General features: G+C 67.2%; 22 protein-coding genes. 8 read left to right on the top strand and 14 right to left on the bottom strand.

Translation table 11 applies throughout. From position 1 onward, the window contains the following. Positions 1–212: 212 nt before the first annotated feature. Together KY501_RS36515 and KY501_RS36520 are read left to right on the top strand one after the other, a co-directional pair. Positions 213–1604 (top strand): M16 family metallopeptidase, encoded by a 1392-nt coding sequence (locus KY501_RS36515; RefSeq protein ID WP_224368497.1) that lies wholly within the window; start codon positions 213–215, stop codon positions 1602–1604. Further along, positions 1604–3136: a M16 family metallopeptidase gene (locus KY501_RS36520; RefSeq protein ID WP_224368498.1), complete on the top strand. Its 1533-nt coding sequence runs from the start codon at positions 1604–1606 to the stop codon at positions 3134–3136. The genes KY501_RS36515 and KY501_RS36520 overlap by 1 nt, the downstream gene beginning before the upstream one ends. An 87-nt stretch (positions 3137–3223) precedes the next feature. On the opposite strand, the gene KY501_RS36525 is transcribed toward KY501_RS36520, so the two are convergent. From KY501_RS36525 to KY501_RS36575, 11 genes are all read right to left on the bottom strand, one after another. Then, positions 3224–3502, bottom strand: a complete 279-nt coding sequence (locus tag KY501_RS36525) for a hypothetical protein (protein WP_224368499.1) — start codon at positions 3500–3502, stop codon at positions 3224–3226. Positions 3503–3627: 125 nt separating this feature from the next. Then, a complete protein-coding gene (locus tag KY501_RS36530; protein WP_224368500.1) occupies positions 3628–4203 on the bottom strand; it encodes a hypothetical protein in 576 nt (191 codons plus the stop codon). Further along, positions 4187–4807: an AAA family ATPase gene (locus KY501_RS36535; RefSeq protein WP_224368501.1), complete on the bottom strand. Its 621-nt coding sequence runs from the start codon at positions 4805–4807 to the stop codon at positions 4187–4189. Before KY501_RS36535 ends, KY501_RS36530 begins: the two co-directional genes overlap by 17 nt. After that, positions 4804–5400, bottom strand: coding sequence for an AAA family ATPase (locus KY501_RS36540; RefSeq protein WP_224368502.1), 597 nt, complete (start codon positions 5398–5400; stop codon positions 4804–4806). Before KY501_RS36540 ends, KY501_RS36535 begins: the two co-directional genes overlap by 4 nt. Before the next feature lie 123 nt (positions 5401–5523). Next, entirely contained in the window at positions 5524–6771 is a 1248-nt protein-coding gene (locus KY501_RS36545) for an MFS transporter (protein ID WP_224368503.1), read from the bottom strand. Positions 6772–6927: 156 nt separating this feature from the next. After that, positions 6928–8352, bottom strand: coding sequence for a CapA family protein (locus tag KY501_RS36550; protein WP_224368504.1), 1425 nt, complete (start codon positions 8350–8352; stop codon positions 6928–6930). Positions 8353–8419: 67 nt separating this feature from the next. After that, positions 8420–8857, bottom strand: coding sequence for a response regulator (locus KY501_RS36555; RefSeq protein WP_224368505.1), 438 nt, complete (start codon positions 8855–8857; stop codon positions 8420–8422). After that, a complete protein-coding gene (locus KY501_RS36560; RefSeq protein ID WP_224368506.1) occupies positions 8854–11676 on the bottom strand; it encodes an ATP-binding protein in 2823 nt (940 codons plus the stop codon). The genes KY501_RS36555 and KY501_RS36560 overlap by 4 nt, the downstream gene beginning before the upstream one ends. A gap of 99 nt (positions 11677–11775) precedes the next feature. Beyond that, complete coding sequence (locus tag KY501_RS36565) at positions 11776–12561, bottom strand: tRNA1(Val) (adenine(37)-N6)-methyltransferase (protein WP_224368507.1); 786 nt, start codon at positions 12559–12561, stop codon at positions 11776–11778. After that, on the bottom strand, positions 12558–13517 hold the full coding sequence (gene gshB, locus KY501_RS36570; protein WP_224368508.1) for a glutathione synthase: 960 nt from the start codon (positions 13515–13517) through the stop codon (positions 12558–12560). The genes KY501_RS36565 and gshB overlap by 4 nt, the downstream gene beginning before the upstream one ends. A 1-nt stretch (position 13518) precedes the next feature. Further along, positions 13519–15267, bottom strand: coding sequence for a serine/threonine-protein kinase (locus tag KY501_RS36575; RefSeq protein WP_224368509.1), 1749 nt, complete (start codon positions 15265–15267; stop codon positions 13519–13521). Positions 15268–15683: 416 nt separating this feature from the next. On the opposite strand from KY501_RS36575, the gene KY501_RS53750 reads away from it, so the two are divergent. Both KY501_RS53750 and KY501_RS36585 read left to right on the top strand, forming a co-directional pair. Continuing rightward, positions 15684–16499 (top strand): tetratricopeptide repeat protein, encoded by an 816-nt coding sequence (locus KY501_RS53750; RefSeq protein WP_304608682.1) that lies wholly within the window; start codon positions 15684–15686, stop codon positions 16497–16499. Beyond that, the gene (locus KY501_RS36585; protein ID WP_224368510.1) at positions 16496–17377 is read left to right on the top strand and encodes a hypothetical protein; all 882 of its coding nucleotides are present in this window, start codon (positions 16496–16498) and stop codon (positions 17375–17377) included. The genes KY501_RS53750 and KY501_RS36585 overlap by 4 nt, the downstream gene beginning before the upstream one ends. 104 nt (positions 17378–17481) lie before the next feature. Here KY501_RS36585 and KY501_RS36590 read toward each other — a convergent pair whose 3' ends face one another. From KY501_RS36590 to KY501_RS36600, 3 genes are all read right to left on the bottom strand, one after another. Further along, positions 17482–17775, bottom strand: a complete 294-nt coding sequence (locus KY501_RS36590; RefSeq protein ID WP_224368511.1) for a glycosyltransferase family protein — start codon at positions 17773–17775, stop codon at positions 17482–17484. Between the two features lie 36 nt (positions 17776–17811). Continuing rightward, positions 17812–18114, bottom strand: coding sequence for a hypothetical protein (locus KY501_RS36595; protein ID WP_224368512.1), 303 nt, complete (start codon positions 18112–18114; stop codon positions 17812–17814). 121 nt (positions 18115–18235) lie between these two features. After that, complete coding sequence (locus KY501_RS36600) at positions 18236–19153, bottom strand: DUF8740 domain-containing protein (RefSeq protein WP_224368513.1); 918 nt, start codon at positions 19151–19153, stop codon at positions 18236–18238. Positions 19154–19268: 115 nt separating this feature from the next. Between KY501_RS36600 and KY501_RS36605 the strand changes: the two genes are divergently transcribed. The 4 genes from KY501_RS36605 to KY501_RS36620 all read left to right on the top strand — a co-directional run bounded on the left by KY501_RS36605 (position 19269) and on the right by KY501_RS36620 (position 24902). Then, complete coding sequence (locus KY501_RS36605; protein WP_224368514.1) at positions 19269–21458, top strand: tenascin-X; 2190 nt, start codon at positions 19269–19271, stop codon at positions 21456–21458. A gap of 84 nt (positions 21459–21542) precedes the next feature. Beyond that, on the top strand, positions 21543–22577 hold the full coding sequence (locus tag KY501_RS36610; RefSeq protein WP_224368515.1) for a FliH/SctL family protein: 1035 nt from the start codon (positions 21543–21545) through the stop codon (positions 22575–22577). Between the two features lie 99 nt (positions 22578–22676). Then, a complete protein-coding gene (locus KY501_RS36615) occupies positions 22677–23708 on the top strand; it encodes a trypsin-like serine protease (RefSeq protein ID WP_224368516.1) in 1032 nt (343 codons plus the stop codon). A 174-nt stretch (positions 23709–23882) separates the two neighbouring features. Continuing rightward, a complete protein-coding gene (locus KY501_RS36620; RefSeq protein ID WP_224368517.1) occupies positions 23883–24902 on the top strand; it encodes an aldo/keto reductase in 1020 nt (339 codons plus the stop codon). Positions 24903–24921 lie beyond the last annotated feature (19 nt).

Here is a 24921-nt window from a genome sequence, read left to right on the forward strand (position 1 = left end):
ACGAACCTTGCGGCGCCAACCTTGTTCCTTCCCCAACACTCCCGCCTTCCTCGCCTGACAACTGCCCAGGCGGGCACGCGAGCGCTCAACTCCCGCATCCTTGATACCGGCGAATTCCTGCTCACACCCTCACGCTCCCAGGGAATCCTTCCCCACCCTGGGGATGGCACGTGCTAAGCGCTCGCCTCGAGTCAAGGAGGCTCACGCCGCGCATGAAAGCTCTCGTCGCCGCCGTCATCCTTGCGCTCGGTCTGCCCGCGCTCGCCCAGGAGGCGAAGCCGCTGGAGCCCGGCCGCGAGTCGCTCTCCATTCCCTACGAGAAGTACAAGCTCAAGAACGGTCTGGAAGTCATTCTCTCGGTGGACCGCAAGCTGCCCATCGTCGCCGTCAACATCTGGTACCACGTGGGCGCCTACCACGAGTCCCCCGGCCGCACCGGCTTCGCCCACCTCTTCGAGCACATGATGTTCCAGGGCTCGAAGAACGTGGCGGATGACGTGCACATCTCGCTGCTGGAGCAGATTGGCGCCACGGACCTCAACGGCACCACCAGCTTCGATCGCACCAACTACTTCGAGACCGTGCCGAGCAACCACCTGGAGACGGCGCTCTGGCTCGAGAGCGACCGCATGGGCTACCTGCTGGACGCGCTCACCCCGGAGAAGCTGGAGACGCAGAAGGAGGTGGTGAAGAACGAGCGCCGCCAGGGCACCGAGGCCGCCCCCTATGGCATCGCCAACGAGAAGCTGTGGCACGCCCTGTTCCCCCTGCCGCACCCGTACCACGGGGAAGTCATCGGCTCGATGGAGGACCTGGACGCCGCCACGGTGGAGGATGTGAAGGGCTTCTTCCGCAAGTGGTACTCGCCCACCAACGCCACGCTCACCATCGTCGGAGACTTCGACGTGGCGAAGACGAAGGCCCTGGTGGAGAAGTACTTCGGCAGCCTGCCCAGCACCCCCAAGCCGGAGAAGCCCCAGGTGGCGCCGGTGAAGCTCACGGGCGAGACGGTGATCCGCCATGACGAGACGGTGGCCACCCTGCCCATGCTCACCATTTCCTGGCTCAGCCCGCCCTACCTCACCGAGGGAGATGCCACCGCGGACGTGCTGGCCAATGCGCTGGCCACCGGCAAGGCGAGCCGGCTCTACAAGCGTCTGGTGCTGGAGAAGCAGATCGCCCAGAGCGTGGAGGCCAGCCAGCAGAGCATGGCCGCCCAGTCCGTGTTCTCCATCGAGGTGGTGGCGCGGCCCGGCGTCTCCACCGACACGCTGAAGAAGGAGGTGGATGCTGTCCTGGACGAGATCCGCAAGAACGGCATCACCCAGGAGGAGCTCAACCGCGCGCGGACCCGCTATGACACGCGGATGCTCTCCGGACTCCAGTCCGTGGGCGGCTTTGGCGGCAAGGCGGACGTGCTCCAGAACTACAACCAGTTCGTCGGCGAGCCGAGCTACCTGGCGCAGGACCTGGCTCGCTACCAGGCCGTGACGCTGGACGACGTGAAGCGCTACGCCAATGACATGCTGCGCCCGGATGCGCGCGTGGTGCTGCACGCCGTGCCGCCGCCGCAGTCCCCCTCCGCCCCGAAGGAGAACAAGTGATGCGCCGCCTCTTCCTCGCTCTGTCCCTCCTCGCGCTGGCCTCGTGCGCCACCACCTCGCAGTCCGAGGCAAAGCCCGAAGCCTCCACCCCGCCCGCGCCCCAGGCCGAGGCTCCCAAGGCGGAGGACTCGGAGGCCTTCCGCGCGAAGATGCCGGGCCCCGGCAAGGCGCCTGACCTGGTGCTGCCCGTCTTCTCCCAGTCGAAGCTGGACAACGGCCTCACGGTCATCGTCAGCACGCGCCATGAGCTCCCGCTCGTGTTCCTGGGCGTGGCCTTCGCCGCCGGCAGTGCGCAGGATCCCGTGGGCCTCGGCGGCACCGCGGACCTCACCTATAAAATGTTGCTCGAGGGTGCTGGGGGAAAAGACACCATCACCCTGGACAACGCCTTCGCGGACCTGGGCGTGTCGCCCGCTGTGTCCGTCAACCAGGATGGCGCCCTTGTCGGCGTGCACCTGCTGACGCGCCAGGCGGACAAGGCGTTGGCGCTGCTCTCGGACGTGGCGCGCCGGCCCACCTTCGCGCAGAAGGACTTCGACCGGCGCAAGAAGCAGCAGCTCGCGGATCTGGTGCGGCGGATGGGCTCGCCCATGTTCCTGGCCAGCCAGGCCTATACGCAGACCGTGTTCGGCGCGGACCATCCGTACGGCCACCCTGTGTCGGGCGTCCCCGCCACCGTGGACAAGGTCTCCCTGCAGGATGTGAAGCGCTTCTACCAGAAGAGCGTGGGCCCCAAGGCCGCGGCCCTCGTGGTGGTGGGCGACGTCACCCAGGAGCAGGCCCTGGCGTGGGCGAAGAAGTACTTCGGAGACTGGAAGGGAGAGGCCGTGCTGCCTGCGGCTCCCCCCACGCCTCCGGCTCCTCCTCGCGAGGCGCTGCACGTCGTATACAAGCCCGGCCTGGAGCAGACCTTCATCATGGTGGGCCGTCCTGGCGTGGCCGCGGGCCACTCGGATGAGTATGCGCTGGATCTGGCCACCACCGTGTTCGGCGGCTTCTTTGGCAGCCGGCTCAACATGAACCTGCGCGAGGCCAAGGGCTATACCTACGGAGCGGGTGCCAACTCCGACGCGCGCCTGGGCGTGGGTCCGCTCACTGCCTACTCCGCGGTGCGCGCCAACGTGACGGGACCCTCCATCACGGAGTTCGTCCGCGAGCTGAATGATGTGAAGACCCGGCCGATCACCTCGAAGGAGCTGGAGTCCGCCCGCGAAGGATTGATCCGCTCCTTCCCTGGTGTCTTCGAGACGGTGGAGTGGGTGGGTGCCAACGCCGCCTCGCTCTTCTTCAAGCGGCTGCCGATGGATGAGTTCTCCCGGCAGATCGCCGGGCTGGAGAAGGCCACCCCGGCCGAGGTGCAGCGCGTGGCCGAGGCGTACCTGAACCCGTCGACCATGCAGATCATCCTTGTTGGAGATCCGGACGTGCTCCAGAAGCAGGCGGCTCCGCTGAACCTGGGCAAGATCGTGCCGGTGGATGTGGCGGGCGCGGGCATTCCGGCCCCGGCTCCGGCCAAGGCTGACAAGAAGTAGCGGCGCAGACCCTGGTTGTATTCGAGCGCCGGAGTTCCCCTCGGGGCTCCGGCGCTTCGCTTTTTGGGCCGCTTGCTTTCCGGTCAGCTAACTCTCGCGTTCCTCGGCCTTCTGACGGCCTCGCTCTTCGCGTTCGATTTCATCGGCCTCGTCGATGGGGCTGCGGATGTCCGGCACGTCGCCGCCTGCCGGAGCGTCGCTGTCGAAGGCGAACTTCAGTTCACGGGTGTCGTGCTTGGACTCGTCGGCGTAGAGGGGCTTGGTGTCATCGGCCTCGAGCCCGCGCTCGACACGGTCCTTGGCGAACGGGGGCTTGTGGGAGGCCTCCTTGCCGCCCTTGAGGGGGTCATACTTCCGGCTGCTCATGGTGGGTCTCCTCGATCCGAGCGCGGAGGACCCGCGCTTCCGAGGCTCAATCTCGGAGCGGCCGCGCCACGCACCAAGCTTCCCGGGGACAGACGGGCTCCTGCTCGCCCGCCCGAGAGGCAGCCTCACTTTTTGAGAGGATTCAGTCCCAGTGCCGACTTCACGCCCGCTTCGCTCAGCAGCCATCCTTCGAACTCAGGGTCCATGCAGACGCCCAGCACGGTCTGAGGCGCTGGCTGAGGAAGCCTGGAACGGTGAGAGGGCTCTGCCCGTGAGCGCAACTCCTCGAGCCGGTCGCGTGCTCGGTCACTCCACACCTCCGGCACCACCTTGCTTCGAGCCAGTCCCTCGTAAAGAAGCAGCGTCTCCTTCCAGCGGCATGCGCTGGCATCGGAGCCGCTGTCCCAAGCGGGGACGAGATCCCAAGCCACGACGGCACAATCGAACGTCTTCTTGTCTAGCTCACGAGCGAGAAGCTGGTCGAAGCCGACGAGGATCGTGCTCGTCCGGTGCTTCAACTTCATGTTCTCGTTGCTCATCGCCACCAGGTGGCCCTTGGTGAAGCCTACGACCCGGTCGAATGGCAACAAGCCCAGCTGCTTCGGAATCTCTTCCCCCCAGAGTGCCTGCAGGGCCGAGCCCGTGGTCCCCTCGACGAAGAGCACGAGGCGCAAGTCCCGGCCCTTACTCGAGGTTGACATACCGTGCCCCGGGTGGAACGTCGCTGGCGAACTGCTTCGCCTCCTCCTTGTCCGCGAACCTCCGATACTGCGTCGTCCCCTTCACCCGCTCGACGAGGAGGATGTCCTGCAGGTCGACCTGATCAATCAACCAGGGTGAGTGGGACGTGATGATGACCTGAGTCCCAGCATCGACGGCCGACCTCAGCGCCTGGAGCACTGTGACGATCGTCCAGGGATCCAGCCCGTTCTCCACCTCTTCGATGCACAGCAGTGAGGGCGGTGGATCGTGAGCGAGCAACGCGAAAATGGCTGTAATGCGCCGTGTCCCTTCGGAGAGCATCCATGAAGGGATGTCGAACAGGGATGAACCGTTTCGCCCTTGGTAGGGCATCCGTTCCTTCAATGCGTAATTGACGTTCTCCTGCTGACCCGCCCTCGGCTTGGAGACCTTGACCTGCTCGATGCCACTCAACACTTTCTTCAAGCGTTCGACCAGGTCCGCGAGCTGGTCCCTGTTCAGCTCATTCAGAAGCGCAGGCAGATTGGTGCCTTCCTCGTCGAGGAGCGGCTCGAAGGACTTCCGCTTCGCGAGCGATCCTGCCGCGAGCCGACTCGTACTCAATCGGAGGAAGACCGCGTTCTCCCAGAAAGCATTGACCGCGGAATGATGAGGCGGTCATCGAGACCTGGATTCAAGACACCCACATTGGCTGCCTGGCCCAGGGCGAGCCGATCCGGGTCGCTCACTTCACGCGTGAAGCGGGGCTCCTTGGGATAGACGAGCCGGACACCGGGTCGGTCCTTACGGACATTGGCTTCCGAGACCGTGGTGATGAGGGGGCGTTTCCTTCTGCCGGCTTGAAGTTCCAGCGACTCGCTGGAGATGAGCGGAGTGACTCCATCACGGCGCTGGACCACCTTGACCCGGTACGCCAGGTCGCCTTCTTTCTCGACCTTCCACGTCAAGCCCAACTGAAAGAACGCCTGTTGAGAGCGGACGTTCACGACGGGAGCAATGCCGAAGTACCTCCCGAGCGCAGTGCCAGCATCATGCCTGAGCGTCCCATCCACCCACTGGAGCGCCTCGAGGAGGGTACTCTTGCCAGAACCGTTACGCCCGAGAACGAGATTGAAGGGACGCAACGGCACGGGTTCGGGCTTGAACGCGGCTTTGAAGCGCTCCACCTTGACGCTGCTCAGGTGCAGTCGGGGCACCGTTTCTTTTGGGAGGCTCTTGGGCATATGCGCCTGAGGAAGGGGTGAACCCTCTTACTGCTTCTCTCAGGGCCCGTGCCAGCCTCTCAACACCCGGCAACCCCTCCAGCCTGGCCCAGCGTCTCACGCCTCGGTGGCGTCGAAGCTGCGCGGCCGCAGGAGCTTCAGCGTGACCATCAGCGCCAGGAAGAACACCGCGGAGGACACGGTGATGAAGCGCACACCCACCCGGTCCGCCAGCGCACCCTGCAGCCACACGCCCAGCGCGTACCCAGCGTTGAGCACCATGCCGTACAGGCTGCTCATGCGCGCCCGCAGCTCCCGAGGCGCTCGGGCCTGGCAGACGGTGTGGATGCCCGTCAGGCACGTCATGTAGGCCGCACCCAGCAGGAAGATGCTCACTGCCGCCAACACCAGCGTCGGCGACAGCCAGTACAGCGCGGCGATCGGACCCAGGGCCAGTGTCACCCCTTCCAGCACGCGCTTGCGCCCGAAGGCATCGATTAACACGCCACCCCCCACCGCCGCCACCACCGCTCCCAACCCCTGGCACGTGACGAGCAACGAAGCCGCCGATGCGCCCTGGTGGAACACCCGGATGGCGAACACCGGCACCAAGCCAATGAAGGGCGCCACGAACAGGGCCACGATGAGCGTGCTCGCCAGCACCAGCGAGATGCCCGCATCCTTCCGAGCCACATCCACGCCCCGGGCAATGTCCGTCCACAGGGATTTCCACAGGCCCTTGAGCACGAACGTGCTCGTGTTCGTCGGCGCACGCAGCCTCGACAGCGCCGCCAGCACCCCCACGAAGGAGAGCGTGTTGATGAGCAGTGCCCACTCGATGCCACCGATGGCGAGCACCAACGTAGCGAGCAGCGGGCCCACCACGCGCCCCAGGTTGAACTGCGCGGAGTTGAGGCTCAGCGCGCTGTGCAGATCCTCGGGCGGCACGAGCTCGGCCAGCAGCACCGAGTAGGCCGGGCCCGTCAGCATGTTGATGCAGCCGTTGAGGAACGCGGCCACCGCCACCAGCGGAACGCTGAGGTGATGCGTGAAGGCCAGCACCGTGATGAGCGCGGCCAGCACCATCTGCCCCACCGCTCCCACCGCCACGTAGGCCCGCCTGTCGAAGCGATCCGCCAGCGCGCCACCCACCGGCGACAGCACCAGCCCCGGCAGGTACGAGAGCGCCGCCACACCGCCCGTCCACTCGGCGCGGCCCGTCACCTGGGTGACGTACACGCCCAGCGCCACGGTCTCCATCCAGGTACCGATGTTGGAGACCAACGACCCGGTCCAGACCGGGAGATATCCGGGATGCTCGAAGGCCCGGAGCGAGGAGAAGCGCGAGAGGCGAAGTGCGGGCACGGCGATATCCCTTGTAACCCAAGCCTCGGACATGCGCGCGGTGGGCCCCGTTCCCACTCTTGGGGCCCCAATCATTCAGGGCGCTCTCGTGAAGCAGTTGGACTTCACGATTCTGTTCTCAGCAGTGTGCCGAGCAGGCAGGCACTACGGCGCGCCTTACTGAGAGGTCACGGCCGCCTTCCCACGCGGAGCGAGTGTGCCGTCTTCACTGATCTGCGCACCCGTCTGTGGGAAATCCTGGGACGTCAGCTTGCGGACCAGCGAGATGACGCCGTTCTTCGGATCCGGCACGGGGAGGCCCTCGCCCTGCTGCCGCGTGGGGAGGATGCGGCCCGAGAGGAAGCGCCCAGCCCGGTCCAGCTCTACCTCGAGCACCATGCCCAGCCCCTGCGCGCCTGTCAGGGTGAAGCGCCCGTAGGTGGCGAAGTTGCCCATCGAGTAGGCGATGAGCCGACCCTTGTAGAACTCCATGGCGCGCGCCACGTGCGGACCGTGGCCCAGCACCAGGTGCGCCCCCGCATCCACCACCGCGTGAGTAAAGGCGCGCAGATCTCCCCGGTCCTCGCCCATGAACTTCTCCTTGCCGGGCGGCACGTGCACCGCTTTGGCGCCCTCGGCGCCACCGTGGAAGGACACGATGACCAGATCATGCGTGGCCGCCACCGCGCGCACCAACTCCTTCGCCACCGGCAGGTTGTTGAGGTGGTTGCACGAGGCGGACGTGTGGAATGCCACCAGGCCGATGCGCAGGCCATTGCGCTCCAGCGTGGCGACACTGCCCGGCGGGCCGCTCCAGGCGATGCCCAACCTGTCCAGGGTGCCCTCCGTCTCGCGCCGGCACTCCTCGCCGAAGTCACCCGAGTGGTTGTTCGCCGTGGACACCACGTCCACGCCCGCATCCTTCAGCGCCTGCCCGTAGGCCGTAGGCGAGCGGAACGCATAGCAGCCCTTGGGTGAGCGGCACTTGTTGGTGGTACCTCCATCGCACAGCGGGCCCTCGAGGTTCACGAAGGTGAGGTCCGCGTCCTCCAGCAACGAGCGCACACCGGTGATGACTCCATCCGGGCCCTCGGGAGGCAGATGCCCCTCGGGCACCGTGGTGCCGAGCATCACATCTCCCGTGGCGCGGATGCGCACCCGAGCCTCGGCAGGCGGTGCCGGACGCTTCTCGGGCTCGGGAGGCTTCGCCAGCTTCTCCTGAAGCGCGGCCTGCGCCGAGGCCTGCGAGAGCGCGTTCTCCAGATCCGGATGGTCCGGCTTCAGCTTCTGGACCTCCTTCCACTGCGCGAGCGCCTCCGCCCACTGGTGCCGCAGCGAGTACGCCCAGCCCAGCTCCCAACGGCAGTCCACGCGAGTAGGCGCGGCCTCGACGCAGGCGGAGAGCGCGGCGATGGCGGCCTCGGCATCCTGGGCCTTGAGGGCCTCGACGCCCTTGGCGAATTGAGCATCCGCTCCCGTGGCAGCGGGGTCCGCGGGGGGAGCAGGTTGGGAGTCCGCGGCGGCAGGCGCGGGGGCCTCGCGCGGGGAAACAGGATCCGGGACGGCGGCGAGCATCAACAGCAGAAGGACGGGCGAAGGCATGTCGCGCGCATATTACGGAGATGCCCTCGTTCCCGAGAGAAACCTGCCAGCCGAGTCGAACGGACGCTCAAGTGGGGAGCGGACGAGCGCCCTTGCCCGTATCGAGCGCCTTCTCGATGAGGCTCAACAGCTGGTTCAGATCGAACGGCTTGTGGACGACGTCATATGCCCCTTCGCGCACACAGTTGGCGGCGGTGGCATCGGAGGCAAAGCCCGTGACGACGATCACCATCACGTCCGGCTGGAGCTTCTTCAGCTCCACGAGCGTCTCGACACCGCTCATCCCCGGCATCCGCAGGTCCGTGAGGACCAGGTCGAACTCCGCGGCTCGGGCCCGCTCGAGCGCCCGGGTCCCGTTCTCCGCCGTGGCGACGTCGTACCCTTCCATGGCGAGGAGCTTGGCCAGTCCCTCGCGCACGTCGAACTCGTCATCCACCACGAGGATGCGCTCGCCATGCTTGCGCGTCATCGTGGTCTCTTCGTCCCAGAAATTCACGACGTTCATAGCACCCGAACCTCCGTGCCCAACACATGGGACGGCTGACTGACAGGAGCAGCGGGCAGCCACATGCGCACCGCCGTCCCGTGACCGACCTGGCTCTCGATGTTCAAACTCCCTCCGTGAGACTCGATGAAACGATGGGCCAGCGAGAGGCCCAATCCGATGCCCTCTCCGGGCGGCTTGGTGGTGAAGAACGGCTCGACGACGCGGGAGAGCAGCTCGTCGGGGATCCCCGGCCCGGTGTCTCTCACCGTCACCTCCACCCCCGGGTTTCCTTCTCTCGCCAGGGCCCGGGCCTCGATCGTCACGGTGGCCTCGGGCGAACTGGCCTCCAAGGCGTTCCTCACCACGCACAGCAGGGCGTTCTCCATCTCCACCGCGTGCACGTGGACCCAGGGAGGCTCGGCGCCGGACAGCCGCTGCTCCAGGCGCAGGCCTCTCCGGGACAGCTCGGGCCGCGCCAGCTCGATGACGCGCTCCACCACGGACTGGACCTCGCAGGACAGGTGGATGACGGCGGGACGGCTGGAGAACTCGATGAGCGCCTTCAGCAGGCTCGCGCAGCGCCGTGACTGGCGGTCGATGACGTCGAGCGCCTGCCTCCGTGCCTCCCCATCGAGCGGATAGCGCGAGATCATCTCCATGCTCATCCGGATGGCGGCCATCGGGTTGTTGAGTTCGTGGCAGAGCCCCGACACGAGGGTCCCCACCGCCGCCATCTTGGCCTTGATCACCAACTGCTCCTGCGTCTCGCGGAGCTGGCGCAGCGCGGTCTCCAGCTCGCCCGTGCGCTTGTGCAGTTGCAGGTAGAAGTCGTGCAGCCGCACGGCCGCGCGCACGCGGGCCTTGAGCTCCGCGGGACCGAAGGGCTTGCCCAGGTAGTCATCCGCTCCTGCCTCCAGGCCGCCGACCACCTCCTCGCGGCTGGCCTTCGCCGTCAGCATGAGGACGGGGATGTCCCGGAATTGCTCGCTCGCCTTGAGCCGGGACACCAGCTCGGTGCCATCCATCTCGGGCATCATCACGTCCGAGATGATCACGTGCGGCCGCTGCCGCTGCACGGCCTCCCAGGCCTGCCTGCCGTTCTCCGCCAGTTCGATGTCGTAACCCTCGGCCAGCAGATTGGCGAGGTAGGCCCGCATGTCGGCGTTGTCCTCGGCGATGAGCAGGCGCGGCACCGAGCCCACGGTCCTTCGAGGCGCGGGGTGGATGGGGATCGGCGCGGGGGTCAGGTGCGCGCGATAGCCATGGCTCGTGCGTGCCGGGGGCATGATCTCCAGGCTCCGAGGCACGAGCTGATCCGCGTTCCTCGGCAGGGAGACGATGAAGCGCGAACCCACGCCGAGCTCGCTCTCCACGGCGACCTGACCGCCCATGAGCTCGGCGAACTCCTTCACGATCGCCAGCCCCATGCCGGTGCCCTCGTACTTGCGCGTGGCGGAGCTGTCGATCTGCTGGAAGCGCTGGAACAGCAGCCCCTGCTTGGAGCTGGGGATACCAGGGCCCGTGTCCTTCACCGAGAGCTCGAGCCGCGGCCCCAGGGCTCGCAGGGCCACGGAGATGGAGCCTCCCTCGGGGGTGAACTTGAGGGCATTGCCCAGGAGGTTGAGGACGATCTTCTCGAACTTGCGCCGGTCCAGAGGGGAAGCGCCCAGGTTCGCCTCCGCCTCGAAGCGCACCTCGATGTCGCGCGAGGCGGCCGCCGAACGGGCATCCTCGATAATGGCCGCGGTGAGGGGAGTCACCTCCGTGGGCTCCCAGTTCACCTTCATCTGGCCCGCTTCCACCTTCTGGTGGTCCAGGATGTCGTCCACGAGCCGGAACAACCGCTCGGCGTTGCGGTGGATGCGCTCCAGATCGACGCGGGCGCGCTCCGACAGCTCACTGGAGCGCACGGAGAGCAGCATCCCCAGCGGACCCAGGATCAACGTGAGCGGCGTGCGCAGCTCGTGGCTCATCACCGTGAGGAACTCGTCCTTGGTGCGGGCAGCGGTCTCGGCGACCTCCTTGGCCTTCTGGAGCTCCACCTCCATCCGCTTGCGCTCGGTGATGTCCGCGTAGATGCCCACCATGCCGACGACATCGCCTCGGTCATCCCGGAGCGGCACCTTGCTGGTCAGCAGGGTGCGCTGCTCGCCCGAGGCGAGGTGGACGGGCTCCTCCAGGTTGAGGATGGGCGTGCCACTCTCCATGACCTGGTTGTCGATGCGCGAGATGGCATGGGCCTCCTCGGCCGTGCAGCACAGCTCGTAGTCCGTCTTGCCGACGAGCACCTCCAGCGAGTCCACCCCCACGTCCTTCATGAAGTTCTGGTTGCCGCCCAGCAGCCGCCCCTGCCGGTCCTTCCAGAAGATGGCGTGAGGCACGTGGGCGATGACATAGCGGAGCACCGACTGCTGCTGCTCGAAGTCCCGGAGCCGCTCCTCGGTCTTGTGCTCCTGGGTGACATCCCTCAGGAAGAGCCACACCTGCCCGCGCTGGGGACGTAGGCGGATCTCCAGCCACTGATCCACCGAGGCGCGATGGCCGATGAGCCGCAGCGGCTCGGGCTCGAGGAAGGCACGCTGGCAGCCCTCGAGCACCGCGGGCGACAGGGCCTGCCCATCCAAGATGGAGTCCAGCGAGGCCCCCACCAGTGCCGAGCGCGGCATTCCCAGCAGCTTCTCGGCCGGCGTGTTCACGGCCTGGATGCGCAGCGCCTCGTCCACCGCGAGGAAAGCCTCTTCGAGGGACTCCACCACCTCCAGCGCGGAGAACCCAGCCAGCTCACCCCGAGGTCCATCCTTCTCAGACGAGAATGCCTGTTCTGGATGGGGTTTCATCAATTCTCCTGGCGGGCCGGCGGTAAAATTGTAACGGCACGGTAGACGTAACACCAGACGCCCTTCGGATTCATCTCGGGGGAACGCGCTGGGTCTGCATCACCCCTCCGGGGTATCGCGTTCGACCCGGGGCGGATCCATCAAGGCCGCTACCTCGGGGGCATAGCCGCCAGGGCCCTCGCCGTGGACGATGAGCGGGGGACGCACGGTGAGTCCGCGATCACTGTTTCTCAAGGCATGAGCGAGGAAGCGGGTGGCGGGAGCGCCCACCCTCGCGTGAAGGAAGCGCAGCACGCGCGGGAAGAGGTGAGTGGCGGTGAGCAGGCCGAGGACCTCGGTCAGCCGGTCAACCGGGTAGATCAGGCTGACGCCACCCCCGGGAGCCAGTGCGTGGCGAGCCGCTGCCACGACCGAGGCGGCATCGCACGCCAACTCCTGCTTGGACAGGGCGCGCTCCTCGTCGGGGCTGAGCATGCCGGCGCCTCGGGGACGGAAGGGAGGATTGGACACGACGAGGGTATAGGCACCGGCTGGGAGCAGGGCCTTGGCCTCGCGGAGATCGCCGAGCAGCGGACGGACCTGGCCTTCCAGGCGATTGAGGGCCACGCCTCGGACCAGCCGGCCATGAACAGCGGGCTGCAGCTCCAGCGCATCCACGGGGGAGCGGCCGAACTGCCGGGTGAGAAGGAAGGACACCACGCCACTGCCCGCGCCGAGTTCCAGGACGCTTCCTTCCGGAGCGCCTTCCGAGGCGGCGAAGGCGGCCAGCAGCACGGCATCCAGGTTGAAGCGATAACCGCCCCGGCGCTGGAGCACGCGCACGCCGGCCGTGCCGATGGAGTCGAGCGTCTCGTCGGAGCCGGGCTCTTCGCGCGAATCACTCACCGATGCTTCGCGGCCAACCGCTCTGCCAGGGTGATGACGTGCGCCTCGACGTTGGTTGCATCCAGCGCGTCGATCTCCACCAGGCCCGTGGGGCTCGTGACGTTCACCTCGGTGAGGTAGTCGCCGAGCACGTCGATGCCCACCAGAAGCAGTCCTCGCTCGAGGAGCTTCGGCTTCAGCTTGGCGCAGATCTCCTTCTCCCGCGGGGTGAGCGTTGTCTTCACGGGCTTGCCGCCGGCGGCCATGTTGCCCCGGTGATCGTCCTCCGAGGGCACGCGCAGCACCGCGCCCACGGGCTCTCCGTCCACCAGGATGATGCGCTTGTCTCCCTGGCGGCTCTGCGGCACGTACGCCTGGGCGATGACGGCCTCGCGGCCCTGGTTGGTGACCATCTCCAGGATGGAGCGCGCGTTGCGATCGCCCGGAGCGGCGAAGAGGATGCCCTTGCCCCCAAAGCCGTCGATGGGCTTGAGGATGGTGCCCGCGGGGTGCCGGAGGATGAAGTCCGTCAGCACGGACTTGTCCCGAGACACGCACGTCTCAGGCATCAGGTCCGGGAAGTTCAGCGCGAAGAGCTTCTCATTGGCGTCCCGGATGCCCTGCGGACTGTTGATGTAGACCGGAGGCTTGCCGGAACACAGCTCCACCAATTGGGTCGCGTGGAGAAAGTCCACGTCCACCGGCGGATCCTTGCGCATGAAGAGCACGTCCAGGCTGGAGATCGGCCGGACCGACTCCTCCACCACCTGGAAGTGACGGCCCACCTCCCGCTGCACGGTGACGGTGCGCATCCGGGCCTCGGCGCAGGTGCCTCCGAAGCCCAACCAGCCCTGCTCGAAGTAGCGCACGGTGTGCCCGCGCCGCTGGGCCTCGAGCATCATCGCGAATGTGGAGTCGTGATCCACTCGCACCAGCTCGAGCGGGTCCATCAGGAAACCGAGCGTCAGGGGTGCCATCTCAGTGGGCCTCGGGAATGTCGGTGAGAGAGAATCGGTGCATCGTCGTCTTCCCCGCCTCGATGGGCACGGACAGCACGCGCGGCTTCTTGTCCGGACCCACGATGCGCAGCAGGTTGGTCCCCACCGGCAGTGGGGTGTTGAACAGCGGCGTCTTCCCCAGCGACTTCTTGCCGAGGAACACCTGGGCCTCCGGGTTGATGATCAGCGTCATCTTCCCCTGTGCCACCCGCTTGGACTTCGACGGCTTGTCCTCGCCGTCCTTGGCGTCCTTGGCGTCCTGCGTTCCCTTGGCGTCCGCCACCGCCGAGCTGCTCGGAGCCGTTCCCGCGTCGCTCGCCGCGGCCGTTGGAGGCGTGGGCTGGTCGGGCTCGGGGAAGGCCTTGAGCCGAGGGTCGGAGTAGGCCGGCACGGTGGGCAGGGGCTGTACATCCTCGTTCAGCTTGTGCGTCAGCGTCAGCACCAGGTAGCCACCTCCCAGCACCACGCTCACCAACACGGCGACCCACAGCACGGTGTTCAGCGTCTTGCCACCGCTGGAGCCTGGCTCCTCGTCCTGGGATGTCTTCGGGAGGACGCGGGTGCTCGGGATGCGGACCTCCTCGCTCAGCCCCGTGTCCACCTGCACGTTCGAGACTTTCTCCTCCACCTCGGGCTGTGCCGGGGGGGGTGGAGCAGGAGCAGGGGCCTTCTTCCTGGGAGGCTCCTTCACCTCCACCGCCTCCTCCTCCAGTTGGGTGCTCGCCGCCGCATCTGCGCTCTCGAGCAGCGAGCGCGTGGCCATCATCTTCTTCTCGAAGAGTTCGCGCATCACCGCGGCGCGGCGATCCGTGTCGAACATCTCGGTGCCCGCGACCTGCTCCAGCGCGCGCGCCAGTTCCTTGGCGCTCTGGAAGCGCTTCTTCACATCGCGCTCCAGTGACTGGAGGATGACCGCAGCGAGGCTGTCGGATACGGGCTCCAAGGGGTGGCTCGGAGAAGAGATGGGCGAGCGAAGGATGCTCACCATCTCGTCGCGTTCCGTCTTCCCCGCGAAAAGCCGCTCCCCCGTGACGAGCTCCCACAACACCACGCCCACGGAGAACACATCGCTGCGGCCATCGAGCGGCTCGCCTCGCACCTGCTCCGGAGACATGTACCCGGCAGTGCCCTTCACCGTGCCGGCGCGAGTGCGCTCCAGGCTGTTGCGCGCCTTGGCGATGCCGAAGTCCAGCAGCTTCACCACTCCGTCGTACGTCACCATGATGTTCTTCTGGGCGACGTCCCGGTGAACGATGGGGCTGGGCCGGCCGGAGGGGTCCGTGAAGGTGTGCGCGTAGTGCAGCGCCAGGCACACGTCCCGGACCATCGCCAGGCTCAGTCCCAGCGGGATGGGCTCCTGCCGGCGGCGGTAGGCGGCAGTGAGCTGATCCAGGTTCTGCCCGGCGATGAACTCCATGGCCAGGTAGAGCCCGTCCTCCTCCTGCCCCAACTCGTACACCTGGGCGATGTTCGGGTGGTTGAAGGCGGCGGTGATGCGCGCCTCGTCCAGGAACATGCGCTTGAAGGTCTCGTTGCTGCGCACATCCGGCAGGATGCGCTTGAGGGCCACGTACTTGCGGAAGCCTCCCGGGCCCGCGGTGAAGCCCAGGAAGAGTTCGGCCATGCCTCCCACGGAGAGCTGGGTGATGACCTGGTATTTGCCGATCTGCTCGCCCCGGTAAAAGTCATCCGACGACCCGACCGGCGCCCCTTTTCCCGGTGCGACCATGGGCGCGGAGGATAGCCCGGACCCGCCGGGGGACAGTCACTTCCCTGACCTGAAGGAGGGGTGCCGCCGTGTAGGCAGGGCCTTCCTGTGGGAGTCCTGTGGACGACAATCGGACCCCTGTGGAGAAATCGTCACGAGCCGGGGGCATTGTGGGGCGCTGGGGAAAAACGCCAACTTCTCCACAAGCGAAAATCCAGGGTTTCTTGAGTGATTGCGGGCGCTTGCTGACTTTTCCCCAAGTCCGCGCCACCGTCTATCACTACTACTAGATCTCTACTCTCTAAGACCTATAGCAGTGGAAGTCGGCACCTGGGGAGGGAAGGTGTGCACAGGGACGGGGCGGCGCAAGGGGGGTGGGCCGGAAGCGGATCCGGAAAGGGTGCCTCGGGGCTTGCCGAAGGTAGAGTGGGGGCTCGGTGCCTGCCTCCCTGGTCCTCCTGCTCTGTCTCGGTGCGGCCTCGCCCTCGGGTGAGGAGCGGGCGATCGTGCGGGCAGAGCGGCTCTTCGAGGCGCTGGAGTTCGACTCAGCCGCCGCGGACTTCGAGGCCGCCCTGCGTGAGCCTGGCTCCCGGGACGAGCGCCTGCGGGCGTGGAAGGGTCTGGCGCTGTCGAAGGCCTTCATGGGGCAGGCTCGGCAGGCCCAGGCCGACTTCGAGGAACTGCTGGCCCTGGACCCCGATGTGGAGGTGAGCCGCTCGCTTGGGCCGAAGATTCGCAAGCCCTTCGAGGCGGCACGCAAGAAGGTGCGAGGTACGCCGCGGGCTGTTCTCAAGGTGGTGCGCCGCCAGGACGGCCAGGTGGAGGCCGTGCTGGAGAACCCGCTGGAGAAGGTGGCGAAGGTGGCCGTCTACGTCCGGCAACCGGGGGAGTCCTCTTTCCAGGCAACGGAGAGTGACTCGCCGGGCCCGGTGGTGGCCAAGGCTTCCGCGGTGCGAGCCGTGGAGGCCTATGCGGTGGCCCTCGACTCGGCGCAGGGGGTGCTCTTCGAGCAGGGCAGCGCCTCGGCCCCGCTTCGCTTCGATGCGACGGAGGAACCCCCGCCAGCAGTGGCGGCAGCTCGGGAGCCCGTGCGCGAGGAGCCAGAACTCGAGGAGCATCACCGGCCCGTGTGGCCGTTCGTGGTGGGCGGTGTCGGAGTGGCAGTGGCCGCGGGCGTGGTGGCGGGCATCATGCTCTCGAAGCCGCCGGAGCTGAAGCTGCCGCCAGCGGATCGCACGGAGCGGCTGCCATGACGCTGGCCCGTCTCGCGCTGGGATTGGGAGCGGTGCTCGTGCTGGCCGCGTGCGAGAAGACCGAGCCCCTGGTGCCACCGGATCTCTGCTCCAGTGTGGTGTGTCCCACGGCGCAGACCTGTGTGGAGGGTCGGTGTCTGGCCACCACCTGCCGAGGTACGGTCTGTGGCCCGAGCCAGGTTTGTGAGCGCGAGTCCTGCGTGGAGGTGACATGCCTGGGAGTCTCCTGTCCGGATGGACAGCGCTGCCGGGGAGGCACCTGCGCTCGGGTGGCCTGCTCCCAGGGCTCGACGGCGTGCTACCCGACGGAGCGCTGCGCGGACTCGGCCTGCGTGTTCGACAACTGCGTGGGCGTCCGGTGTCCTCAGGGGACGGTCTGCCGAGCGGACGGCACGTGCCGGAGTGTGGCGTGCACGGGGGACTACAGCTGTGACCAGGCCGAGCGGTGTGGATCGGACGGGCACTGCGTCCCCACCTCTGGTTGCACGGCGGTGCGTTGTCCGGCGCAACAGGTCTGCCGCGAGGGGGCATGCCAGGCCCTGGCCTGTGTGGCGGACACCGACTGTGCTTCGGGCGAGCTCTGCCGCTTCGGCACGTGCCTGGTGAATACGGATCCCTGTGCGGCGGTGACAGCGTGCCCCTCGGGGCAGGTGTGCCGGGAGGGCGCGTGCGTGGAGCAGGCCTGCGGAGCCGGCAGGGCGTGTCAGGGGCTCGAGGGCTGCAGGGCGGGCTGGTGCGAGGGACCGCTGCGAAGCGAGGCTCAGGGGCTCACGCCCGCGGGCGGTATGCTCGGGAACAAGGGCCCGGGGAGCATCGGAGGTGTGGGCGGTGCCACGCTCAAGGGCGCCACCCACACGCTTCAGCCCGGAGTGTTCTGAGCGAGAGCCCCCGTCGGGCGCACTTCGCGCCAACCTGTCCACTTGTCCTACAGGTTGGGTCCGAGCCCGCGCGGAGGGCGCTCCCCAGAGAGGAGCTGTTGCTCTCAGTGCCGCGCTTGCAGGCGTTCCAGCAGCATCGGCAGCTCCTGGAGCAGTTGTTCATCGAGTTGCTCCAGCGCGTGGCGCATGGCCTCGATGTGGTCGTTGGAGCCGCCCCGGCGTGTCAGGCGGTGCAGCACGCGCAGCCGCTGGTTGCGTATCAGGAGCCGTGCGAGGACTTCTTCCAACTCGTGATCCAGCCGCGGATTGGGTGAGGGCGTGGCGCCAATGCTCTCTCGAAGCTGCTCGATGAGGAGCGTGAGCTGCCGGGACTCGTTGTAGCCCATGGTGCGCTGCATAAAGGGAACCCCGACACCTCCCGGACAGCCTGCTGCTCAGGCGTCCTGGCGCTTGAAGAGAAGTCCCGTGAGCATCAGCCGGGAGCGAGCGTCATCCATCTCCACGCACACCGCGCAGCCCGCCACCTCCATGCGCAGGGCGTACGTGTACCCGCGAACGTTGCCCGCACGCTGTTGGGTGGTGAGCGCCGCCACGCGGAACAGCTCGGACAACACCTGCTGGCGCACTTCCGTGGGCAGGGCGTTCACGATCGGCTGCAGGGCTCGGGGAATGAGCACGGTGAAGGCTCGAGGCCTCGGGGCTGCTTCCGCGAAATCCGTGACATTGACGTGATCCATGATCTGCCAGCCATGCCAGAAGTGTACCCGGAGAGGGATCAACGATTCCGGGGACTTGTCCGCAGTGCTCTCGCCTCGGGCTGAAGAAACGAAAGACCTGCACCCGACACGAGGGAAGAGATCAGGGCACGTTGCGGCAGCAGATGGCGTAGGCGGTGGGAGAGACGGTGGTGTGCGTGCGGCAGACATAACCGGGTCCGCCGGGAGTGGTTCCGGGGGTGGAGGTGACGCCGGTGGGCCCGAAGGTGATGCCCGCGCCGGCAGCGCTGGCCTCCAGGTCGGTGCACCCTCCACCGGTGAGGACTTCAGTGGTGGCGCAGTACGCGGTGGAGACTGTCGCGGAGGTGTTGCCAGTGGCGGTGCGGTAGGTGCACGTCAGCGCGTGGGTGTGATTGGAGCGCGCGGCGGTGTTGGCCGTGCCGTTGTTGCCGCCGCTGGTGGGGAAGGCGACAGAGAGGGTGCCGGTGGCAAGGCTGAGGCCGTTGCCATAGGTGGTGGGCGCGTTGTTGAGCTTCACCTTGTCCGCGGAGTCCATGAATCCATCGACTGTGGTGGAGGCCACGGGGTGGATGTGGCTGGAGCTGGCGAAGGAGGCTGCGGCACGGCCCTCGAGCAGGTTGCTGTCCTCGCTGCGCAGGGCGTAAGGCACGGAGGCGACGGGCAGGCGCGGAGTGAGTTCGGACTGGCCGACGATGGAGACGCCCAGGTAGAGCTGCTGCCCATTGAGGACGCTCGCGGGCAGGGGAGTCGAGGCGCCGAGCACCACCGCGTAGTAGCCGTTGGTGACGGGAGTCGCCGGGTGGCTCTCCTCCCAGAGCGGGGAGCCGCCCGTGGCGGTGGCATAGAGGGCGAAGTGGAGATCCTGGGGAGCTGTCTCCGGCGAGCTGTCTGCTCGGATCAGGCGTCCCTGAAAGGTCATCTGCCGGGACAGGCTGGCCGCACGAGCCGCGTGGGGGAGCAGGACGAGGCTGGCCACAGCGAGCACGAGGAGCAGGCGAGGCAGGGGCATGGCGATTCCAGGACAGGGGGAGTGATCCATGTTGAATCCTCGTGCCACGAGAAGTGGCTGGCCAACAGGCATGCGAGAGTGAGGGGGGCTGAGGCCCTCGCGCGCGGCGGCTCTGGAGACTATACGCCTGGGACGAGGTTCACGGATGGGATGCTCGAAGACAGCGGCTGGGGCGGTGTGGGTTCCCCTCCTGGTGGGACTCGCGGCGGCGATGCTCGGCGCGGGCTGCCATGACGATCCGCCGCTGGTGGGAGCCCAGGGCCGGCTGCGCCTGTCGGCCGAGCAGCTGACGTTCCCGGGCACCTATGTGGGAAAGACTCGCGAGCAGACGGTGCGGGTGCTGAATGCGGGACGCTCGGGGCTGCGAGTCACCTGGACGCAGGTGGATCCGCCCTTCACGGTGGAGGGGCTGCCGGATCAGGTAGGCACGACGGAGGTGGAGGTGCGGGTGCGCTTTGCTCCGGCGGCTCCAGGGCCGTACTCGGCGACGTTGACGGGCACGGCCTCGGGAGGCGGCACGGTGACGCTGACGCTGACGGGCCAGGGCCTGGCCATCCCCGCCTGTCCCGTCCCGGCGGCGTGTCACAGCTCCACCTTCGACCTGGCGACGGAGAAGTGCGTGGAGACGCAATTGCCGGATGGCGCGACATGCGATCCGGGGAACGCGTGCCTGGTGGAGGCCACCTGCCAGGCGGGGCACTGCAAGGGCCGCGCGCGGGTGTGTGACGACGGCAATGCATGCACAACGGACGTGTGCAACCCGCTGGATGGGTGTCAGACGGTGCCGGCCCCACCGTGCCCGGGGGATGGGGTGTGCCAGGTGGGGGTGTGCGATCCAGCGAAGGGATGCGGGTTGGCGAAGGCGCCGGACGGCTCCTTCTGTGGAGCGCGGCGTGGGTGCGACGTCGCGGACGTGTGCGTGGATGGGGCGTGCGTGGTGAGGGATCTGCCGGATGGCTTCGTGTGCGCGCCCTCGACGCCGTGCCAGGGCGAGGGCCGGTGTGACGGCTCGGCGTGCGCGCGCCCGCCTCCCACGGTGCTGGAGCCGGACTGGAGCCTGGATGCGCAGGTCTACGAGCACGACCTGCACGACATGATGGTCTGGCCCGATGGGAACGTGACGCTGTCGGGCTTCTTCGCCAATCCGATGCTCGATGCCACGAGCCCCGCGCCACTGTTGGCCCGGGACACGGGGCGGCGCTGCATGCTGTGGAACGGACGGCTGCTGTGCATGGACTATCCGCAGCAGGGGTTGGTGTCGCTGCTGGAGCGGGGGACGGGACAACCGAGGTGGAGCTTCGAGCTGGCCTCGGCGCGGCCGGACCTGGCGGCAAAGACGAACAACACGATCTTCATGGCGCGGCTGGCGGTGATGGCGCCGGATCGGCTGGCGGCGCTCTTCGAGGCATATCCTGCGGGCGAGGAAGCGAGCACGCTGTGCCGCGTGTATTTCCTGCTGGTGCTGGATGCGAAGGGGGGATTGGTCTCGGCGACGCTGCTCACGGATCCGCTGCTGTCGGTGTGCAACCACCCGCACCCATTTGGGTTGGTGTCGGATGTGACGGGGGACCTGTACGTGACGTTCTCGCCGACGGTGAACTCGGGAGCGCCGCTGCAGCCGGGCGCGCCGACACTGGTGATGGCGTACTCGTCGGATGGCGTGGAGCGGTGGCGGCGGACGTTGCCCATGGGTGGAGGAGAGCTGGGGATGGTGCGTGGGCTGTTGCTGCCCGAGCGCTCCACCACGGCGCTGCGGATAGAGGATGGGACGGAGGTGGGCTCGTTGCCGATGTTGGGGCGAGCGGTGGCGACACGGGAGGTGTTGGTGCCGAGCCCCGCGGGGACCACGGTGAACCCGGGCGGAAGCGCCGTCGTGTCTCCGGAGCTGAGCGGGTACACGGTGCCGGGAATGGCGCCGGCGTGGACGTACCGGTTGGAGGAGGGGCAGAGCTTCGCGTCGAAGGAGCTGCGGTTGGCGGAGACCCTACCGGGCCGGAGTGAGGGCGTGGACACGATGGTGCTGGGCTTCGTGGCGGATGGGGAGACGCCGACGCTGCTGGGAGTAAGGACGAAGGATGGTTCAGAGGCGTTCCGCTGCGCGCTGTCCTATACGCCTCGCTCGTTGCCGCAGCTGTTCGAGCTTGGGCCGGAGAGCTTGGTGCTCATGGATGGAGCGAGCACATGTGGCGAGTGTGATCCGCCGTTCGCGTACAGCCGCTCGCGTTTCCAGCGTTTCCCGCTCAAGGGATTGCAGCCTGCGGAGGCACCATGGCCCGGCACTTTCGGAGGCCCGGGACACGGACACCACGAGTTGCCGGTGCGCGGTTCGCCCTGACCACGGACAGGGAACCCACCCTGAGAGGCCGCGTGCTCGCGGGACTACCTGCCAGGTCAGACCCCTCCTGTAGGGTGCTGAGCCATGGTATCGATGCAGCATGAGGGGCTGGTGCTCCTGTTCCGTAACCGTCCGACGCTGGCGCCCGAGCTTCTGCACGATGCGCTGGGCCTCGAGGTGCCGGCCTACTCGGAGGCTCGGGTGGAGTCGGCCGAGCTGACCGAGGTGGTACCTACCGAGTACCGAGCGGACCTGGTGGTGCTGTTGTTGGACGGCAAGCCCATCTTCGCCATCGTGGTGGAGGTGCAGCTGTCGCGGGATGAAGACAAGCGCAAGACGTGGCCGTCGTATTTGACGAACCTGCGCGCACGGGTGGACTGTCCCACGGCCTTGTTGGTGGTCGCGCCGGACGAAGCAGTGGCGCGCTGGTGTGCTCGACCCATCGAGCTGGGACATCCTGGATTCGTGCTCCAGCCACTGGTGGTAGGCCCCGAGGCCATTCCGATCCTTGTGGATGAGCAGGCAGCCGCGCGGGATCCAGAGTTGGCGGTGTTGTCAGCGATGGCGCACGGGCACGAAGCGGTGGGCCCGGCCATCATCCAGGCAGTACTGAGTACGGCGGGCGGCCTTGATAAGGAGCGGTTCCGCCTTTACGTTGACCTGGCAATGTCCTCGCTGAGCGAGGCGGCCCGCGGAGCCTTGGAGGCGCTGATGCAGCGTGGCACTTACGAAGTGCAGACCGAACTGTTCCGCCGGTGGATGGCTCAAGGGCATGAGAAGGGGCTCCAGGAAGGGCTCCAGGAAGGCCTCCAGAAGGGACGGCAGGAGGGGCGCCAAGAAGGGCGCCAGGAAGGCCTTAAAGAAGGACTCCAGGAAGGCCTCCATGAAGGCGAGCGGGCTGCTCTGTTCGAAGTGCTCGATGCTCGGGGCCTCGAGGTAGATGACGCCGCCCGCCAGCAAATCCTGGCTTGCAAGGACCTCTTGCAGCTCAAGGTCTGGCTGCGCAAGGCGGTGACAACCGAGTCCGTGCAAGACCTCTTCGAAGACAAACCCTCGGCTCGTAAGGGAAGTAAGCGCGTCCGGAGTGTGAAAGCTCCCAGGTTCCGGTCCAAGCGGTGACCTGTCTCCAGACTGCCTTCCGCACAACGTTGCGGGACACGTCCTTCCTGCCCTACTCTGCAGGTCATGTCGCGTGTCCCATGGCAAGAACCCCCTTTCGTGCATCCCCGCGCGAGGACTGCACACCGTCGCCCCTCCTGGCGGCCACCGGGACATTCCGATTCCCTGTTCGTCCAGATCGTCCGCGCCTCGCTGATCCTGGCGCTGACCCTGGGTGGTGACTCGGGAGGAGAGCGTGTCCCCACTCGGAAGCCCTCAGCGGGCACCGCCGTGAAGCAGGCACGGCCACAGCCTCGTGAGCGGCTCGCGACTGCAGGAGTGCTGCGCGACTCGCCCGAAGACACCCGGCTGATCTCCCTGGCCGGCAAGGTGGATGTGATCAATCGCTACCCCTCCTCAGTCCTCGTCACCACGGGGCTCGACGAGGAGCAGGGAGGCGTGTGCAGTGGAGTCGTCATCGGCCGCAGGCTCGTGGTGACCGCGGGCCACTGCGTGTGTCCGCTGCGCCGGGTCTCTCCCCAGGCGGGTGGAGTCCAGTTCGTCATCGACGGCTCGGGCTGCGCGAAGACGGCCCAGGCGACGACGTCCGTCTACAAGCCGCGCTCGGCCCTGGGCAATGACATGTACTCGTACAGGGAATCCCACTCGGGCGCCGTGCTCCCTCACCCGGAGCTGCGCGTGCTCCTGAATGCGCAGGAAGAGGTGGTGTCCAGCACCGCGGATCTGGCGCTCATCGTCCTGGAACAGCCTCTCGACAAGGAGTTCCTACCGCTGTCCCTTGCCGACAAGGACCTCCAACCCAACGAGTCCGTCGTCATCGTGGGCTCCGGCTATGACGAGCTGGCTCGCGTCTACGATGGAGAGCGGCACTCCAGCCGAAACAGGGTCATCGATATGCAGGACTCCACAGGCGGCAGGGTCCGCATCGAGCAGCCCGGAGGCCACCACTACCGCGGTGACAGCGGAGGACCGTGCCTGCGCGAAGGCCTCGAGGGGACCGTGCTCGTGGGAATCTCCGCTCGGAACCTCGGGCAGGGAGAGGCCATGACGAGCACCTACCCGTACCGGGACTGGCTGAGCGCCGAACTCCAGCGCGTAGAGGCCTCACCCCGCCCCGTGCACTCGGACTGAGCCTTCAGGGCTGTGTCCACGTCCAGCATGGGGCGCGGTCGACGCGAGAACGCATCGCTCAGGTCCCACCCCCCGAAACGCACACTCCCAGACTCCCCGAGACACGAGTCCCCTGCGGCGAGCCACCGAGCGCGTTAATCCTCCGCCGCCTGTCTTCCAGGAGGAATCATACACATGAACTATCGGATGCTGGGCCGCACGGGCCTGTACGTATCGGAGCTGTGTTTCGGAGCGATGACGTTTGGGGGCGAGGGCATCTGGAAGGTGATCGGCACCCAGGGCCAGTCCGAGGCCGACAAGCTCGTGGGCCGCAGCCTGGACGCGGGCATCAACTTCTTCGACACCGCGGACGTCTACTCCCACGGGCTCTCCGAGCAGTTGCTCGGCAAGGCCCTGGCCGCGCGGCGCAAGGACATCGTCCTGGCCACCAAGGTCCGCGGCCGCACTGGCCCTGGGGTCAACGACGTGGGCCTGTCCCGCGTCCACATCATGGACTCGGTGCACAACAGCCTGCGGCGCCTGGGCACCGACTACATCGATCTGTACCAGATCCACGGCTTCGACATCGTCACGCCGCTGGATGAGACGCTGCGCGCGCTGGATGATCTGGTCCGCCAGGGCAAGGTGCGCTACCTGGGCGCCTCCAACCTCGCGGCCTGGCAGCTCATGAAGGCGTTGGGCATCAGCGAGCATCGCCAACTCGCCCGCTTCGAGTCCCTCCAGGCCTACTACTCCATCGCCGGAAGGGATCTCGAGCGCGAGCTCGTCCCGCTGATGAAGGACCAACAGGTGGGCCTCATGGTGTGGAGCCCCCTGGCCGGCGGCTTCCTGAGCGGCAAGTTCCGCCGAAGCAGCCAGGGGCCCGATGGAGCCCGGCGCGCCTCGTTCGACTTCCCGCCCGTGGACAAGGAGCGCGCCTACAACGTCATCGATGTGATGGACGGCATCGCCAAGGAGCACAACGCCTCCGTGGCGCGCGTGGCCCTGGCCTGGCTGCTCCACCAGCCCCACGTGACGACGATCGTCATCGGCGCGAAGACGCCCGAGCAGCTCGAGGACAACCTCCAGGCCACCGCGCTCAAGCTCACCCCCGAGCAGCTCACCGCCCTCAACACCGCCTCCGCTCTGCCCCCCGAGTACCCGGGCTGGATGGTGAACCGGCAGAACGAGGACCGCATCCCCAAACCCCAGTAGTACCTCCGCTCAGAGGGCC

It is taken from the genome of Hyalangium versicolor, from assembly GCF_020103695.1.
Lineage (GTDB): Bacteria > Myxococcota > Myxococcia > Myxococcales > Myxococcaceae > Hyalangium > Hyalangium versicolor.

What these genes read in the sequence shown, in the direction of transcription:
- KY501_RS36555 (WP_224368505.1), bottom strand. Translation starts at nt 8,857, where the DNA reads ATGAACGTCGTGAATTTCTGGGACGAAGAGACCACGATGACGCGCAAG.
- KY501_RS36530 (WP_224368500.1), bottom strand. Translation starts at nt 4,203, where the DNA reads ATGTCAACCTCGAGTAAGGGCCGGGACTTGCGCCTCGTGCTCTTCGTC.
- KY501_RS36605 (WP_224368514.1), top strand. Translation starts at nt 19,269, where the DNA reads ATGGGATGCTCGAAGACAGCGGCTGGGGCGGTGTGGGTTCCCCTCCTG.
- KY501_RS36560 (WP_224368506.1), bottom strand. Translation starts at nt 11,676, where the DNA reads ATGAAACCCCATCCAGAACAGGCATTCTCGTCTGAGAAGGATGGACCT.
- KY501_RS36575 (WP_224368509.1), bottom strand. Translation starts at nt 15,267, where the DNA reads ATGGTCGCACCGGGAAAAGGGGCGCCGGTCGGGTCGTCGGATGACTTT.
- KY501_RS36515 (WP_224368497.1), top strand. Translation starts at nt 213, where the DNA reads ATGAAAGCTCTCGTCGCCGCCGTCATCCTTGCGCTCGGTCTGCCCGCG.
- KY501_RS36585 (WP_224368510.1), top strand. Translation starts at nt 16,496, where the DNA reads ATGACGCTGGCCCGTCTCGCGCTGGGATTGGGAGCGGTGCTCGTGCTG.
- KY501_RS36550 (WP_224368504.1), bottom strand. Translation starts at nt 8,352, where the DNA reads ATGCCTTCGCCCGTCCTTCTGCTGTTGATGCTCGCCGCCGTCCCGGAT.
- KY501_RS36595 (WP_224368512.1), bottom strand. Translation starts at nt 18,114, where the DNA reads ATGGATCACGTCAATGTCACGGATTTCGCGGAAGCAGCCCCGAGGCCT.
- KY501_RS36600 (WP_224368513.1), bottom strand. Translation starts at nt 19,153, where the DNA reads ATGGATCACTCCCCCTGTCCTGGAATCGCCATGCCCCTGCCTCGCCTG.
- KY501_RS36620 (WP_224368517.1), top strand. Translation starts at nt 23,883, where the DNA reads ATGAACTATCGGATGCTGGGCCGCACGGGCCTGTACGTATCGGAGCTG.
- KY501_RS36525 (WP_224368499.1), bottom strand. Translation starts at nt 3,502, where the DNA reads ATGAGCAGCCGGAAGTATGACCCCCTCAAGGGCGGCAAGGAGGCCTCC.
- KY501_RS36610 (WP_224368515.1), top strand. Translation starts at nt 21,543, where the DNA reads ATGGTATCGATGCAGCATGAGGGGCTGGTGCTCCTGTTCCGTAACCGT.
- gshB (WP_224368508.1), bottom strand. Translation starts at nt 13,517, where the DNA reads ATGGCACCCCTGACGCTCGGTTTCCTGATGGACCCGCTCGAGCTGGTG.
- KY501_RS36590 (WP_224368511.1), bottom strand. Translation starts at nt 17,775, where the DNA reads ATGCAGCGCACCATGGGCTACAACGAGTCCCGGCAGCTCACGCTCCTC.
- KY501_RS36520 (WP_224368498.1), top strand. Translation starts at nt 1,604, where the DNA reads ATGCGCCGCCTCTTCCTCGCTCTGTCCCTCCTCGCGCTGGCCTCGTGC.